This is a genomic window from Dorea formicigenerans (genome assembly GCF_025150245.1).
GTDB classification, from domain to species: Bacteria; Bacillota; Clostridia; order Lachnospirales; family Lachnospiraceae; genus Dorea; species Dorea formicigenerans.
On the sequence record NZ_CP102279.1, the window covers coordinates 1,247,285 to 1,262,851 of the forward strand.

A 15,567-nucleotide genomic window follows, 5' to 3' on the forward strand; every position below is an offset into this window, starting at 1 on the left:
TGATGATGTCGCAAACGACTGCCGCAGGCGCCAGAATATGCCAAGGCACATTCTTTATTCATCATTGTAAAAATACATCGACAAAAAATTTGTTCATTTGTGGTAAATACATGAATTATGTCATATAAAATTACATGGCGAAAAAACATGGAAAAAGAAAGGATAATGCGTAAAATCCTGTCGTAATAAACTGAATTGTTTCTTTCATTATCTGACAAAATCTACGTGTGGTCACACGTATAATAAAATCACTCAAAAGTACAAAATCGATTGCGTATACAAGAGGAAGAAGGTGGAACATGCACTATGAGCTGTACATAGATCTGTTTTTTCTTATTAATTTTCTGATGGATTATTTCCTGTTATTAATGGTAGGAAAGATGCTTAAGTGCCGGATCAGACGTCTGCGAATTATTGCGGGAGCAATGGTCGGTGCGTTTCTGACTTGCATATTTGTGGTCTTTTTGCGAGGAAAGATATGGAGGCTTGTGTTGTTTCACGGAGTCATGAATATGTGTCTGTTGAAAACAGGACTTGGGATAAAAGAAAAACGTACTCTGATAAAAGCATGGATATTGCTGTATGTCAGTGCATTTTTACTGGGCGGTATACTGAATGTATTTCAGCCATACGTTCGTGGAGGTGCAGTGTTTTTAATACTTGCATTTGCAGGATATCATCTTTGTCTTGGAATATGGGATTTGCTGGCTTATTTTCATAAAAATATGGCTGGCTCCTGTAGAGCCAGGCTGTATCAAAACGGAAGAGAATGTGAGATTTATGCCATTATTGACACTGGAAACAGGTTGCGGGATTCGTTGACGGGAAGACCGGTTCATGTAATTACAGGAGAGATAGCCCAAAAACTTGGCTGCACAGATTTTTCAAGTAAACGTGTAATCACCTATCAGAGTATTGGAAAGGAAAATGGTACGATGCCGATCCTTATGCTGGATTGTTTGTGTTGCCGGTGTGAAAAGGAAGAAAAATGGGTGGAAAAACCACTTGTGGCAGTCAGTGAGAGACAGAAGCTTTCCAATGTATATGACATGATCTTGAATCCTGATGATTTATAGCAGGCAGAAGAATAAATCGGACATTGAAAAATGTATTTATAGTCATTGTCGAAGTAAATAGTGGATTTAATATGGAAAGACATCTGTGAAAATGGAAGCTATGAAATGACTGATAAGTAAATAAAAAAGTTAATTTGTAAATGGAGGAATAGATATGTTAATGAAAGCAGTTATGCCCAAAAAGTTTCAGTTAAACGTAATTCCGGATTTTCGGACATTTTTATTTCCGGACGGAGGAGAGATACACTATATCGGAGGGTCAGACATTTTGCCTGCACCGTTAGAAGCAGATGATGAGGCGAGAGCAATCGGTTATCTGGGAAGTGCACATGACGAAGAGGCGAGGAAACTTCTGATAGAACATAATTTGCGCCTGGTCGTTTATATAGCGAAAAAATTTGATAATACTGGTATCGGAGTGGAAGATCTTATTTCCATCGGAACAATTGGATTGATTAAGGCAATTAATACATTTAACCCGACGAAAAATATAAAACTTGCGACCTATGCTTCCCGCTGTATTGAAAACGAGATTTTAATGTATCTGCGACGTAATAATAAAACGAAACTGGAAGTGTCAATCGATGAGCCGCTGAATGTGGACTGGGATGGAAATGAACTCTTGCTGTCAGATATTCTGGGCACGGAGGAGGATACGATTTATAAGGATCTGGAGCAGGAGGCAGAGAGGAAGATTCTGATAAAAGCACTGAATCTGTTGTCAGCAAGAGAACGTTCCATCATACAGATGCGCTTTGGTATCGGAACTGTGGACGGGGAGGAAAAGACGCAAAAAGAGGTGGCAGATCTGCTGGGGATTTCCCAGTCCTACATATCCAGACTTGAGAAAAAAATTATGGTGCGCCTGAGAAAAGAAATGGTGAAGTATTCCTGAAAAAGTGGTAGAATGAAAATAAAAAGGGGATACGTGTATGAAGCTTACTTTTATAGGAGCGGACCACGAAGTGACAGGCAGCTGCCACCTTGTTGAGGCCTGCGGAAAGAACATTCTGGTAGACTGCGGTATGGAGCAGGGGCCAGATCTTTACGAGAACCAGGAAATCCCGGTTGCATCGGGAGATATAGATTATATTCTCCTGACGCATGCACATATCGATCACTCCGGAAAGATTCCGATGCTTTGCAAACAGGGATTTCATGGAGAAATCGTAACAACATTTGCCACATCAGATCTGTGTAATATCATGCTGCGTGACAGTGCCCATATTCAAGAGTTTGAGGCGGAATGGCGGAATCGTAAAGCAAGGCGAAGCGGCGGACCGGAATATGAGCCGCTCTATACAATGGCGGATGCCGATGCAGCGATCAAATTGCTGGCACCGTGTGATTATGATCAAAGAATTACACTGTGTGACGGAATAGATATTCGTTTTACGGATGTAGGGCATCTTCTTGGCTCTGCGGCAATCGAGATGTGGATCACAGAGGGAGACATTTCCAAAAAGATCGTATTTTCCGGAGATGTTGGAAATCTGGATCAGCCGATTATCAAGGATCCAAAGAAAGTGACAGAAGCAGATTATATTTTGATTGAATCTACATATGGAGACCGGGTGCATGGGGATGTAAGACCGGATTATGTCGGAGAGTTTACAAGAATTTTAAAGGAGACTTTTGACCGCGGAGGGAATGTGGTCGTTCCGTCCTTTGCAGTGGGACGTACACAGGAGCTTCTGTATTTTATCCGTGAGATCAAGGAGAAAAACTTGTTGCCGGACTATCCGAATTTCGAGGTTTATGTGGATAGCCCGTTGGCAATTGAAGCAACGAACGTATTTAATAAGAATGTAAAATCCTGTTTTGACGAGGATGCACTTGCGATTATTGAGAAAGGAATCAATCCACTTGTTTTTCCGGGCTTAAAAACAACGATTACAAGTGATGAGTCCCGGATGATTAATTTTGATACAAAACCGAAGGTTATCTTATCGGCATCAGGAATGTGTGAGGCAGGACGAATCCGCCACCATTTGAAGCACAATCTGTGGAAAAAAGAAAGTACGATCTGTTTTGTAGGATATCAGGCGGTAGGAACACTGGGGCGAAAGCTGATTGAGGGTGCGGAATGCGTCAAGCTTTTTGGTGAGACAGTCGAAGTCAATGCGAAGATTGAAAGTCTGAAAGGTATTAGCGGACATGCAGACCGGAACGGACTTTTAGACTGGTTGTCAGGATTTGAGAACACACCGCAGCATGTATTCGTAGTTCATGGTGAAGATCAGGTTACGGATACATTTGCAGAAGCAATTACGGAAAAGTTTGGCTGGCCGGCCATGGCACCGTATTCCGGAGGATGTGTGGATCTTGCTACAGGTGAAATCCTGTCAGTTGGAATTAAAGAACCGAAAAAGGCAGTGGAAAAACCAGCACAGATCCGTAAGCAGAATGCATTTTACAGAGTGGTCGCAGCGGCAAAGAGACTGCTTGATGTGGTATATAAGAATGAAGGACTTGCAAACAAAGAACTGATGAAGTTCGAGAATCAGATTAATAATCTGGCAGACAAGTGGGACAGATAAGAGTGTCAGATTTGGCAAAATAATCAGACCTATAAAGTGGTTTGCATGGCTGGCGGGATAAGATGATGCCGGACGTGTGATGTCAAGGGGCAAAAATTTTTTAATTTCATGACACTTACGAATAAGTAACCTGCATATGGAGAGAATTTCTACTAGACGTAATCAGAAAACATCTGGCAGGAGGTTCGAAAAAATGCAGGGAAAAGTTGAAATATGTGGTGTGAATACGGCAAAGCTTCCTATCCTGAAAGAAGAGGAGAAGGAAGCTTTGTTTGCGCGTATTAAAGCGGGAGATGATGAGGCAAAAGAGGAATATATCAAAGGAAATTTAAGACTGGTTCTAAGTGTGATCAAACGATTTCATTCCAGTAATGAAAACCCCGATGACTTATTTCAGATTGGTTGTATCGGGCTGATTAAGGCAATCAATAATTTTAATACGGAGCTGGACGTCAAATTCAGTACTTATGCAGTGCCTATGATCATTGGAGAAATTCGGCGTTATATGCGGGATAACAGCAGTATACGAGTCAGCCGTTCCCTTCGTGATACCGCATACAAAGCAATTTATGCGAAAGAAAATTATGTGAAACAGAATATGCGAGAGCCTACAGTTCAGGAAATCGCACAGGAGATTGGAATAGCCAAGGAGGACATTGTCTATGCGCTAGATGCCATTCAGGCACCTATGAGCCTCCAGGAGCCAGTGTACAGTGACGGAGGCGACGCACTTTACGTGATGGACCAGATCAGCGATCACAAGAATAAAGAAGAAAAATGGGTCGAAAGCCTGTCGCTACAGGCAGCCATGGAACATTTAAACGAACGGGAAAGATACATTATTTCCCTTCGCTTTTTTGACGGGAGAACCCAGATGGAAGTGGCAAGAGATGTGGGAATCAGCCAGGCACAAGTAAGCCGCCTGGAAAAAAATGCACTTCGCATAATGAGGCAGTATTTGGTGGAAAGTTAAAAAGGGACAGGTGTGAGAAGCACTAAAGCCCGTAAAAACGTAGGTGGGGTTAAAAAAAGGGACAGGTTAAAGTCCAATTGGGGACGGGGTTTTTTTGAAAAAACCCCGTCCCCAATTGGTAATTGACATCTCCGACATCTCATACTATGATATTGGCATGGAGGATTTTTTGGCAATGATTAAGGCATGTATTTTTGATCTTGATGGTACGATTGGTAATACGTTGGATTCCATGGTCTATTCGGTTAACCTGACATTAAAAGAGATGAATCTTTCGGAGATTTCTAAAGAACAGTGTCGGGAGTTCGTAGGGAATGGTGCGAGGGTGTTGATGGAGAAGGCGCTGGATGCATCGGGGAATCCTGGTGCGACCAGAATTGAGGAAGGTATGCAGATCTATGGACGCATATTTGATGAGAATTGTACATATCATGTAACACCTTGCGAAGGCGTCCCGGAAATGCTGTATAAGTTAAAGAAACAGGGAGTGAAATTGGCGGTGCTGTCCAATAAACCTCATTGTCAGGCGGTGAAAGCGGTTCATGCAATTTATGGTGAGAAGTTGTTTGACTGGGTACAGGGACAGAAGGATGAAATTCCAAGAAAACCGGATCCGGCGGGAGTGTTTTATGTGGCGAAAAAGCTCGGTGTAGATTACAAGGAGTGTCTGTATGTAGGAGATTCTGAAGTAGATGTGGTGACTGGAAAGAATGCAGGAGTAAAAACTATCGCAGTGACGTGGGGATTTCGTACGAAAGAAGAGTTAATGATTGCCGGAGCCCAGTATATGATAGACAAGGCAGAGAAATTGCAGGAATATCTATAAAAAGGAGGTTAAGAGGTAATGAATGAGTTTGATGAGGAATGTCTGAACGTATTTCTTGAAAATCAATCACAACTTTTTGAGGAGGCAGTTGCAGAGACGCTGGAAGATGCAGAAGCATTTCTGGAGGACTGCATGGCAGTTGTTGTGGAAAACATTGATGAGGTAAAAGAATTCCTGGAAGAAGAAGGAATGGATATTCAGGGAATGTCTGATGAGGAATTGGAAGAAGCAGCAGAAGTGTTCCCGATTCCGGACGGAAGATATCTGATTGTGGAAGGTTAAAATCCGGTGCAGTAAAATGTCCGGAAAAGAGGTTGAAGCAGCACAGATAATAAGAAAACTACATAGAAGAGAAAAAGCCGTAACTATCTGGTGGTTACGGCTTTTTTTAGGGCATCATCAATGGCGTTGATGATGATTTGAGAGGTATATGGATTGTCGGAGGAATAAGAAATGTTTTCTAGCGATTGTGTCTGGCAGATCTGGTCTGCGATTTCTTCCATAGTCGGCTGGATCAACGGATACATGGTGGTGACGGTGTCGTCCAGGTTGGAAAATCGGATAGAGTTGATATGATTTTCGTCGACTGTGACTTCTACTTCCAGCTCTTTATCGCCCAAAGTAAGCTGTGATGTGTAGATGCCCGGTTGATAGGAAGTGCTTTTTGATGAGGAAGTTTCTTTGTTTTTCGGGTGGAACATAAATGTAAGCAGTGCCACCAGCAAAATGCCGAGACAGATGAACAGGACTGTATAAATAATTTCCTTCATGTGAAGTACAACGATTTTTGTTTTTGAACTCATAATAACCTCCTGTATTTGTTTTCTTAGGTTTTTGTTCTTTATAATGTATGAAAAAGGTTGGAAAATTATACAGCTTTTTTCGTGACAAAAGAATAGATATCCTGTAGAATGGGTAGAGATAAAGAGGTGGAAAATATGATAATTATAGCAGGACTTGGAAATCCGACAAAAGAATACGAAGGTACAAGACATAATGTAGGATTTCAGGTGATAGATAAAATCGCAGAAAAATATAATATTGCAGTGGACGCAAAAAAAGGGCGTGCCTATGTTGGAAAAGGAATCATCGAAGGTCAGAAGGTTCTTCTTGTTAAACCGCAGACTTATATGAATTTAAGTGGTGAGAGCATTCGCGAGTTGGTGGATTATTTTAAGGTAGATCCGAAAGAAGAGCTGCTTGTGATATATGATGATATCAGTCTGAACCCGGGGCAGATCCGGATTCGTAAAAAAGGAAGTGCCGGTGGACATAACGGAATTAAAAATATTATTGCCCAGCTTGGGACAGATACATTTCAAAGAATTAAAGTCGGAGTGGGAGAAAAGCCGAAAGGATATGATCTGGCTGCCTATGTTCTCGGACATTTTCATGGAGAGGATCTGGAACTTGTGGAAGAGGGATATGAAAAGGCAATTTCTGCCACAGAAGAGATATTAAAAGGTGAGATTGATGCGGCCATGAATGAGTATAACCGTAAAGTGAAGCCGAAGGAGGAGTAAAAGTGCAGGCGTTACTTAAGCCGCTTTTGGAACTGGCAGAATATGAAGATATCGTAAAAAAGAAAAAAGAAGCTCCGGGAGTTCTGATGCTGACAGGTTGTGTGAATTCCCAGAAGACTCATATGATGTACGCACTTAGCGATGGCTGTTGTTATAAAGTCATCGCCTGTTCCAGTGAGGCAAAAGCGAAACAGATTTATGAAGAGTATCGTTTTTTAGATGCAGCCATTAGTTTTTATCCAGCAAAAGACTTGCTGTTTTACCAGGCAGATATTCGTAGTAAAGAGCTGGTCAGTCAGCGAATGCAGGTGATACAGGCAGTTTTAAAAGGCGAACCGATAACTGTGGTTGCTAGTTTTGATGCATTTATGGATGCACTCCTTCCAAAAGAAATGATAAAGAGCAGGGTGATCAAGATATGCTCCGACGAGACTCTGAATCTGGATGAATTGTCTGTGAAGCTGGCACAGTGTGGGTATGACAGAGAGATAGAGGTGGCAGGACCGGGGCAGTTTGCGGTCCGTGGCGGCATCTTGGATGTATATCCGCTGACGGAGGAGCTCCCGGTTAGGATTGAACTTTGGGGAGATGAGGTGGATTCTATTCGAACCTTTGATCCGGAGACGCAGCGATCTATCGAGAAGCTTGACGAGGTAGAAGTGTTTCCGGCTACAGAATTTCCAGAGGAAGAAGAAAAAAGAGTTTCTTTTCTGGATTATTTTGAAAAAGAAAATACAATTCTTTTCTTAGATGAGCCTGTGCGTTTGAAGGAAAAAGGGGAAGGAGTGGAAGAAGAATTTCTGGAAGCCCAGAAACGACGTGCCCAGAGCGGATACGAAGTAGCCGACAGCGAAGCTGTGCTTTTTACAACGCAGGAGATTATGGGGAAAATGAATGAATATTCCAGCGTGGGATTTCAGGCGTTGGATATGCGTTGCCCTGGGTTGAATATCCGGGCAAGTTATAGTCTTCAAACGAAAAATGTGGATCCATACAATAGAAGTTTTGAACTTCTAACGCAGGATCTGAAAAAAATGAAACGAAATCAGAGCCGTGTCATTCTGCTTTCCGGTTCCAGAACAAGAGCAAGGCGCCTGGCAGAAGATCTTCGAGATTACAATCTGAGCAGCTTTTACAGTGAAGATATGGATCGTGAAGTAGAACCGGGAGAAATTATGACTGCTTATGGTTATATTGCAGAAGGCTATGAGTATCCACTTTTGAATTTTGTTGTAATTTCAGAAACGGATATTTTCGGAAAGAAAAAAAAGAAAAAACGCCGTACCACTTATGAAGGGCGTAAGATCCAAAGCTTCTCAGAATTAAAACCTGGAGATTATGTGGTACATGAGAATCATGGACTGGGAATTTATCAAGGAATTGAAAAAATCGAAGTGGATAAGATTTCCAAAGACTATATGAAGATTTCCTATGCTAAGGGTGGAAATCTTTATATTCCGGCAACACAGTTGGATCTGATCCAGAAATATGCCGGTTCTGATTCAAAAAAACCAAAACTTAACCGTCTTGGAACTCAGGAGTGGACAAAGACGAAGGCAAAGGTTCGGGGGGCAGTTAAAGAAATTGCAAAAGATCTGGTAGAACTTTATGCAGCAAGACAGAATCAGGATGGGTTTGTTTACGGGGAGGATACAGTCTGGCAGAAAGAATTTGAGGAAATGTTCCCGTATGAGGAGACAGAAGATCAGCTTCTGGCGATTAATGCTGTGAAGAAGGACATGGAAAGCCACAAGATCATGGATCGTCTGATCTGTGGTGATGTAGGTTATGGAAAGACGGAAATTGCAATCCGTGCGGCATTTAAGGCAGTACAGGAAAATAAGCAGGTGGTCTATCTGGTACCGACCACTATTTTGGCACAGCAACATTACAATACATTTTGCCAGAGAATGAAGGATTTCCCGGTCCGGGTAGATCTGATGTGCCGATTCAGGACTCCGGCTCAGCAAAGAGATACGATTCAGAACTTGAAACGCGGGCTGGTAGACATTGTGGTTGGAACCCACCGTGTGCTCAGTGATGATATTGAGTATAAGGATCTGGGATTGCTGATCATCGACGAGGAGCAGCGTTTTGGAGTCCAGCACAAGGAGAAAATCAAAAAGTTAAAGAAAAATGTAGACGTTCTGACGTTGACGGCAACGCCGATTCCAAGAACTCTTCATATGAGCCTTATTGGAATCCGTGATATGAGCGTGCTGGAGGAGGCACCGCAGGACCGGCTGCCGATCCAGACGTATGTGATGGAATATAATGATGAGATGGTCAGGGAGGCAATCGAACGAGAATGTGCGAGAAACGGACAGGTCTACTATGTGTACAATCGAGTGGAAGACATTGCAGAGGTAACAGCGCATATTCAGAAACTTGTCCCGGAGTTAAATGTATCCTTTGCCCACGGACAGATGAAGGAGCATGAGCTTGAAAAGATCATGTATGATTTTATTAATGGAGATATTGATGTGCTTGTGTCGACAACGATTATTGAAACGGGTCTTGATATATCCAATGTAAATACCATGATTATTCACGACGCAGACCGGCTTGGCCTTTCCCAGCTCTATCAGCTTCGTGGCCGCGTCGGGCGTTCCGGGCGTATGGCCTATGCATTTTTGTTGTACCGGAAGGACAAATTATTGAAAGAGATTGCAGAGAAGCGTCTGGCGGCAATCCGGGAATTTACAGATCTTGGATCGGGATTCAAAATTGCCATGCGTGATCTTGAAATCCGTGGAGCTGGAAATCTTCTTGGTGCCGAACAGCACGGGCATATGGAAGCGGTCGGATACGATATGTACTGCAAAATGTTAAATGAGGCAGTCAAACATTTAAAAGGGGAATTATCAGAAGAGGATACATTTACAACAGCATTGGATGTCAATGTCGATGCGTATATTCCGGATTCTTATATACCAAATGAATATCATAAGCTGGATATTTATAAGAGAATTGCTGCCATCGAGTCTGAGGAAGAGATGGACGATATGATAGAGGAGTTGATTGACCGTTTTGGAGATATTCCTAAAAAAGTGGAGCTACTTCTGGAAGTAGCAAGGCTTAAGAATCTGGCGCACCAGGCGTATGTGACAGAGGTGACCCAAAAAGGTGTGACCTATACATTCCGTATGTATGAAAAAGCAAAAATCCATGTAGAGCGGATCCCGGATCTTTTAAAACAATTTCCGGAAGATCTGTCATTTAAGGCGGATATATCGGATCCCAAATTCATTTACCAGAGAAAGAAGAAAACAAAGCGTGGTGAAGTGGAGAATCCAATTGAGGTTGTGAAAAAAGTGTTAATTGGTATAAAAGGATTGCTTGACTAGAAAAAAGAAGATATAATAAAAAAAGTGGACATTTCTTTGCCCATCAGAATGAAGGAGGATACGAAAACGATATGAAAAAGAGATTATTTGCGCTGGCTCTTGCGGGAGTATTGGCGGCTGCAACACTGACCGGATGCGGATCATTAAAAGGAGACGAGACGGTTGCGACAGTCGATGATACAAAGATTGATGCGGATCTGGCCAATTTCTTCGCAAGATATACACAGGCAACATATGAGACATATTATTCTGCTTATCTGGGAGAAGATATGTGGAATTCAGATGCTTCTGACGGAGAGACATACGAAGAATCTGTAAAGAGTTCTGTACTGAAGTCACTGGAAGATATGATTCTTCTTGAAAAGCATATGGAAGATTATGATGTGTCAATTACAGATGAAGATAAAGCAATGATCAAGGAGACAACGCAGCAGTTTTTGAATGATAATTCTTTAGATGACAAGAATCTTGTATCTGGCAATGAGAAGACTGTAAATCGTGCATTGACACTGATGGCAGTTCAGCAGAAGATGCGAACTGCGATCCAGGCCGGGGCAGATACAGAAGTCTCAGATGAAGAAGCAGCACAGAAGAGCATGGATTATGTGTTCATTTCTTATCAGACAAAAGATGATTCCGGCAACAGCAAAGACGTTTCCGATGATGAAAAAGCGCAGTTAAAGTCTCAGGCAGAGGCGATTGCTTCCGGTCTGAAGGAAGGTGGAGATTTGAACGCGCTTGCAGAAGAGCAAGGGGCAACGGTTCAGACACTGACGTTTGATAAAGATACAACTTCTCCTGATGAAGATTTGATTAAAGCCGCAGACGCACTGGGCGAGGGAGAATCTACAGATGTGATTGAGACAGAAAAAGGCTGTTACGTAGCAAAAGTTACAAGCCTGTTAGATCGTACAGCAACGGATTCTAAGAAATCACAGATTGTACAGGAACGTCAGACAAAGCTTTATGATGATACAGTGAAAAAGTGGAGAAAAAAAGCAGACATTAAAGTGCATAAGGGTGTATGGAAAAAAGTAAGTTTCCAGAAAGTGTCTGTAAAGATGAAGACTGAGACTCAGACACCGTATACAGATCAGGTGCAGACAGACGATCAGGCTCAGACAGATAATTAAAATGCAGTAAGTCTGAAAGACATGAAAAAATTTCCATAGAGAAGAAAAGACCTGCCGGTTGGCAGGTCTTTTCTATCATATAGGAGATGGAATTTCCTATATGGTAAAATTATTTGAAATATGTGGATACAAGATCATTGACAAGCTTACCATCAGCTTTACCTTTTACCTTTGGCATCAGATGTTTCATGATATTTCCTTTGTCTTTTCCGGTTGGGTTCTCGATACCAAGTTCAGATAACACACCTTCGATGATTGCCTTTATCTCGTCTTCGCCCATCATTTTTGGAGCGTAGGCTTCCAGAACAGTCAGGCGGCGGTTGCATTCTTCAATAATATCAGTACGGTCAGCAGGTGTCATCTCCAAAGTCTCTTTTGTCTGCTTGATTTCTTTCATGATAACCTGAATCTCTTCTTCTTCTGTCAGATCTGCACGTTTGTCGATCTGTTTATTCTTAAGAGCTGCCAGAAGCATGGATAAAGTTTCTTTTTTCTCCTTTTCGCCGGCTTTCATAGCTGCGACCATAGCACTTCTAATTTCATCAATTTTACTCATGATACATATCCTCCTCGAAATTACTACTTTTATTATACAAGACTAGATTGAAAATATCCAGCCCTGGATTTTGAAAGAAAGATTCGTACAGAAATAATGCTTCATTCGGATATTAGAATTAACAGAAAACTAACAAAAATTTTGGAAAAACAATAAGTGAGTTTGTAGAAAAAATAACTGAAATATAGTATAATATTTTTCATATCAAGAATAAATAATCTGTCATTTTACAGGTAGATGATAGAATTAGAAAGGGGAACTATAATGGGCAAAGAAATGATAGCAATGTTACTTGCCGGAGGGCAGGGCTCCAGACTGTATGCGCTGACCCAGAAGCTTGCAAAACCGGCAGTTCCATTTGGCGGAAAGTACCGAATCATAGACTTTCCACTTTCAAACTGCGTAAATTCAGGTATTGATACAGTAGGTATTCTGACTCAGTATCAGCCTCTGGAGCTGAATGAGTATATCGGAAATGGGCAACCGTGGGATCTGGACCGAATCTATGGAGGAGTTCATGTATTACCACCATATCAGAAGGCATCTGGCTCAGATTGGTATAAAGGTACAGCAAATGCAATTTACCAGAATATTTCATTTATCGAGCGCTATGATCCGGAATCTGTCATTATTTTGTCGGGAGATCAGATCTGCAAGCAGGATTATAGTGATTTTCTTAGATTCCACAAAGAAAAGAACGCAGAATTCAGTGTTGCGGTTATGGAAGTCCCGTGGGAGGAGGCACCAAGATTCGGACTTATGGTCACGGACGATGATGACCGTATCACGGAATTCCAGGAAAAACCGAAGAATCCGAAATCCAATCTTGCCTCTATGGGTATCTACATATTCAACTGGGATATTTTAAAACAATACCTGATTGAAGATGAGGCTGACCCGGAATCTGAAAATGATTTTGGAAATAATATTATACCGAATCTGCTGCGTGATGAGAGAAAAATGTACGCGTATCACTTTAACGGATACTGGAAAGATGTGGGAACGATTCCATCTTTGTGGGAAGCGAATATGGAAGTACTGGATCCGGAACACAGTGGAATTAACCTGTTTGATGAAGACTGGAAGATCTACAGCAGGAACAGTGGTATGCCGGGACATAAGATCTGCGCCGGAGCCAATGTAGAGAACTCGATGATCACAGATGGATGTAAGATCGCAGGCAGCGTGAAACATTCCATCCTATTTGCCGGAGTGAAAGTAGAAGCCGGAGCAGTTGTAGAAGATGCAGTCGTTATGGGCAGAACAACAATCAAAGCCGGAGCCAGTGTAAAGCATTGTATTGTTGCGGAGAATGTAGTGATCGGTGAAAATGCTGTGGTAGGAGCTATGCCGACAGAAGAAGAGCAAGGAGTTGCAACCATCGGACCGGATGTCTGCGTCGGAACAGGTGCCAAGATTGGATCGAATGCCATGATCAGTGAAGATGTAAAGGACGGTGAAGAAAAATGATAAATGCAAATGCGGACGCAATGGGAATTATTTTCCCGAATAATTATGATAAGTTTGTTCCGGAACTGGTCAGCGAAAGACTAATGGCTTCCATTCCATTTGCAAGCCGTTATCGAATGATCGATTTTTTGTTATCCAGTATGGTTGGCTGCGGAATTGATAAAATAGAAGTGCTTGTTCGTGAGAATTATCATTCGCTTGTAGACCATTTAGGTGGTGGCCGAGAGTGGGATCTCAGCCGTAAGAACGGAGGACTTAGTATTTTTCCTCCATTTGCCCAGAAGTCTATCGGCAGTATGGGAGGAGGAAGAGTGGAAGCGCTCGCCAATATTCTTCCGGTACTCAAAAAGCAAAAAGAAAAATATGTGATTATGGCAGATACGAATATTGCTGCAAATTTTGATTTCAATGCGCTGATCGCACAGCATGTAAAAACGGATGCAGATATTACGTTCGCTTATACAAAAGAGGAACTGCCACAGGAACTGACTGGTGCAAAAGATGCAAGTAAAGGGCTTTATTATACGTTGAAGCTGGATGGAGATAAAGTAGAAGACATCTACATCAATAAGCAGGAGCAGGGTGTGCAGAATTTCTCTATGAATATTTACATTGCGAACAGAGAGTGGCTGATCGATACCATTAATGCAGCGTTTATGCGTGGAGCTATTTCACTGGAGAGGGATATCCTGATCCCGCATCTGGATACATATAAAGTCATGGCTTATGAGCATAAAGGATATGTGGCGAGAATCACCGGACTTAAGAGCTATTTTGATGAGAACATGAAACTTCTGGATGATAAGAATCTTGAGAAGCTTTTCACAGGTAATCCCATCTATACAAAGATTCGTGACGATAATCCGACCAGATACATCGGCAATGCAAAAGCAAGTAATGTTATGGTAGCAGACGGTTGTGTGATCGAAGGTGAAGTGGAGAACAGTATTTTATTCCGTGGTGTGAAGATTGCAAAAGGTGCGAAAGTGAAGAATTGTGTTTTAATGCAGGATACGATCGTTGGAGAAGGTACAAAGCTGGAATATATCATTTCAGATAAGAATGTAAAAATCACCGATGGAAAAGAATTAAAGGGTGATGAAGCGTTTCCTGTATTTGTTGCGAAAGGACAGGTTGTCTAGTGAACGGGTGCATGTTATGCCCGAGACAGTGCCAGATTAAGCGAGAAGAAGGAAAGCGTGGCTTTTGTGGGGAGTCGGATTTGGTCCGGCTTTCCAGAGCTGCGCTCCATATGTGGGAAGAACCGTGTATCTCCGGGATAAATGGATCCGGAGCTGTTTTTTTCTCTGGCTGTACGCTTCGATGTGTATATTGCCAGAATTATCACATTGCCAACAGTGAGGTTGGAAAAACAGTAAGTGTTGAACGGTTATCGGAGATATTTCTGGAGCTTCAGGAACAGGGGGCGAACAATATTAACCTTGTGACACCAACGCACTTTGTACCACAGATTATCGCGGCACTGGATCAGGCAAGAAAAAAAGGGCTTAACCTCCCAATTGTTTATAATACAAGCGGCTATGAAAAGGTGGAGACTTTACGCAGGCTAAATGGATATGTTGATGTATACCTTCCGGATTTTAAATATCTGGATCCGGAGCATGCAAAGAAATATTCCGGGGCAGAAGATTATCCGGAAGTAGCAAAACGGGCACTGGCAGAAATGGTCCGGCAGACTGGGAATCCTGTATTTAATGATGCGGGGATTATGACAAAAGGTGTAATTGTGAGACATTTGTTATTGCCTGGGTGTCTGAGAGATGCGAGAAGAATTGTGAAATACCTCTATGAAACATATGGTGACCAGATTTATATGAGTCTCATGAACCAGTACACTCCACTCGATACGTTGAATCGGGAAAAATATCCGGAGCTTGCCAAGAAAGTGACGAAAAAAGCATATGATGTTCTGGTGGATTATGCCATAGATCTTGGCGTGGAGCAGGCATTTATTCAGGAAGGCGAAACGGCAAAAGAAAGCTTTATTCCTGATTTTTCCTATGAAGGAGTGTAATGAAGAACAGATGCCAGAAGATATGAAGAGCTATCGGCATTTCATTATTGACATTTGAAGAGAGTTCTTGAATAACAGGAACGTGAAT

The 15,567-nt window shown here is 42.1% G+C and carries 14 protein-coding genes; 12 read left to right on the forward strand and 2 right to left on the reverse strand.

From position 1 onward, the window contains the following. Positions 1-299 precede the first annotated feature (299 nt). From NQ560_RS06170 to NQ560_RS06195, 6 genes are all read left to right on the forward strand, one after another. Complete coding sequence (locus NQ560_RS06170) at positions 300-1,076, forward strand: sigma-E processing peptidase SpoIIGA (RefSeq protein ID WP_005331621.1); 777 nt, start codon at positions 300-302, stop codon at positions 1,074-1,076. Positions 1,077-1,230: 154 nt separating this feature from the next. After that, positions 1,231-1,971, forward strand: a complete 741-nt coding sequence (sigE, locus tag NQ560_RS06175) for an RNA polymerase sporulation sigma factor SigE (protein WP_005331619.1) — start codon at positions 1,231-1,233, stop codon at positions 1,969-1,971. A gap of 37 nt (positions 1,972-2,008) precedes the next feature. Then, complete coding sequence (locus NQ560_RS06180; protein WP_005331618.1) at positions 2,009-3,616, forward strand: MBL fold metallo-hydrolase RNA specificity domain-containing protein; 1,608 nt, start codon at positions 2,009-2,011, stop codon at positions 3,614-3,616. A gap of 193 nt (positions 3,617-3,809) precedes the next feature. After that, entirely contained in the window at positions 3,810-4,589 is a 780-nt protein-coding gene (gene sigG / locus NQ560_RS06185) for an RNA polymerase sporulation sigma factor SigG (protein WP_022279784.1), read from the forward strand. Positions 4,590-4,764: 175 nt separating this feature from the next. Beyond that, positions 4,765-5,415 carry an HAD family hydrolase gene (locus NQ560_RS06190; protein ID WP_022279785.1) on the forward strand — a complete coding sequence of 217 codons (651 nt, stop codon included), beginning with the start codon at positions 4,765-4,767 and terminating at the stop codon, positions 5,413-5,415. Positions 5,416-5,433: 18 nt separating this feature from the next. Beyond that, positions 5,434-5,697 (forward strand): hypothetical protein, encoded by a 264-nt coding sequence (locus tag NQ560_RS06195; RefSeq protein ID WP_005331615.1) that lies wholly within the window; start codon positions 5,434-5,436, stop codon positions 5,695-5,697. An 83-nt stretch (positions 5,698-5,780) separates the two neighbouring features. Here the strand turns inward: NQ560_RS06195 and NQ560_RS06200 are convergent, their stop codons facing one another. Next, positions 5,781-6,218, reverse strand: coding sequence for an FMN-binding protein (locus NQ560_RS06200; protein WP_005331613.1), 438 nt, complete (start codon positions 6,216-6,218; stop codon positions 5,781-5,783). A gap of 135 nt (positions 6,219-6,353) precedes the next feature. Between NQ560_RS06200 and pth the strand changes: the two genes are divergently transcribed. The 3 genes from pth (at position 6,354) to NQ560_RS06215 (ending at position 11,418) form a co-directional block, all read left to right on the forward strand. Next, a complete protein-coding gene (gene pth / locus NQ560_RS06205) occupies positions 6,354-6,938 on the forward strand; it encodes an aminoacyl-tRNA hydrolase (RefSeq protein WP_040015339.1) in 585 nt (194 codons plus the stop codon). 2 nt (positions 6,939-6,940) lie between these two features. Beyond that, the gene (gene mfd, locus NQ560_RS06210) at positions 6,941-10,285 is read left to right on the forward strand and encodes a transcription-repair coupling factor (RefSeq protein WP_005331610.1); all 3,345 of its coding nucleotides are present in this window, start codon (positions 6,941-6,943) and stop codon (positions 10,283-10,285) included. Between the two features lie 71 nt (positions 10,286-10,356). Then, positions 10,357-11,418 (forward strand): peptidylprolyl isomerase, encoded by a 1,062-nt coding sequence (locus tag NQ560_RS06215; RefSeq protein ID WP_005331609.1) that lies wholly within the window; start codon positions 10,357-10,359, stop codon positions 11,416-11,418. Positions 11,419-11,527: 109 nt separating this feature from the next. On the opposite strand, the gene NQ560_RS06220 is transcribed toward NQ560_RS06215, so the two are convergent. After that, a complete protein-coding gene (locus NQ560_RS06220; RefSeq protein ID WP_005331608.1) occupies positions 11,528-11,974 on the reverse strand; it encodes a GatB/YqeY domain-containing protein in 447 nt (148 codons plus the stop codon). A 264-nt stretch (positions 11,975-12,238) separates the two neighbouring features. Here NQ560_RS06220 and NQ560_RS06225 point away from each other — a divergent pair, with 264 nt between their 5' ends. The 3 genes from NQ560_RS06225 to NQ560_RS06235 are packed head-to-tail and all read left to right on the forward strand — an operon-like array spanning position 12,239 to position 15,479. Beyond that, a complete protein-coding gene (locus NQ560_RS06225) occupies positions 12,239-13,444 on the forward strand; it encodes a glucose-1-phosphate adenylyltransferase (protein WP_040015338.1) in 1,206 nt (401 codons plus the stop codon). After that, entirely contained in the window at positions 13,441-14,586 is a 1,146-nt protein-coding gene (glgD, locus tag NQ560_RS06230) for a glucose-1-phosphate adenylyltransferase subunit GlgD (protein ID WP_005331606.1), read from the forward strand. The genes NQ560_RS06225 and glgD overlap by 4 nt, the downstream gene beginning before the upstream one ends. 11 nt (positions 14,587-14,597) lie before the next feature. Further along, complete coding sequence (locus NQ560_RS06235) at positions 14,598-15,479, forward strand: radical SAM protein (RefSeq protein WP_005331605.1); 882 nt, start codon at positions 14,598-14,600, stop codon at positions 15,477-15,479. Positions 15,480-15,567 lie beyond the last annotated feature (88 nt).

Excerpts from the sequence above, each read along its gene's own strand:
- pth (WP_040015339.1), top strand. The coding sequence starts at position 6,354 with ATGATAATTATAGCAGGACTTGGAAATCCGACAAAAGAATACGAAGGT.
- NQ560_RS06180 (WP_005331618.1), top strand. The coding sequence starts at position 2,009 with ATGAAGCTTACTTTTATAGGAGCGGACCACGAAGTGACAGGCAGCTGC.
- NQ560_RS06195 (WP_005331615.1), top strand. The coding sequence starts at position 5,434 with ATGAATGAGTTTGATGAGGAATGTCTGAACGTATTTCTTGAAAATCAA.
- NQ560_RS06215 (WP_005331609.1), top strand. The coding sequence starts at position 10,357 with ATGAAAAAGAGATTATTTGCGCTGGCTCTTGCGGGAGTATTGGCGGCT.
- sigE (WP_005331619.1), top strand. The coding sequence starts at position 1,231 with ATGTTAATGAAAGCAGTTATGCCCAAAAAGTTTCAGTTAAACGTAATT.
- NQ560_RS06235 (WP_005331605.1), top strand. The coding sequence starts at position 14,598 with ATGTTATGCCCGAGACAGTGCCAGATTAAGCGAGAAGAAGGAAAGCGT.
- glgD (WP_005331606.1), top strand. The coding sequence starts at position 13,441 with ATGATAAATGCAAATGCGGACGCAATGGGAATTATTTTCCCGAATAAT.
- NQ560_RS06225 (WP_040015338.1), top strand. The coding sequence starts at position 12,239 with ATGGGCAAAGAAATGATAGCAATGTTACTTGCCGGAGGGCAGGGCTCC.
- sigG (WP_022279784.1), top strand. The coding sequence starts at position 3,810 with ATGCAGGGAAAAGTTGAAATATGTGGTGTGAATACGGCAAAGCTTCCT.
- NQ560_RS06170 (WP_005331621.1), top strand. The coding sequence starts at position 300 with ATGCACTATGAGCTGTACATAGATCTGTTTTTTCTTATTAATTTTCTG.
- NQ560_RS06220 (WP_005331608.1), bottom strand. The coding sequence starts at position 11,974 with ATGAGTAAAATTGATGAAATTAGAAGTGCTATGGTCGCAGCTATGAAA.
- NQ560_RS06190 (WP_022279785.1), top strand. The coding sequence starts at position 4,765 with ATGATTAAGGCATGTATTTTTGATCTTGATGGTACGATTGGTAATACG.
- NQ560_RS06200 (WP_005331613.1), bottom strand. The coding sequence starts at position 6,218 with ATGAGTTCAAAAACAAAAATCGTTGTACTTCACATGAAGGAAATTATT.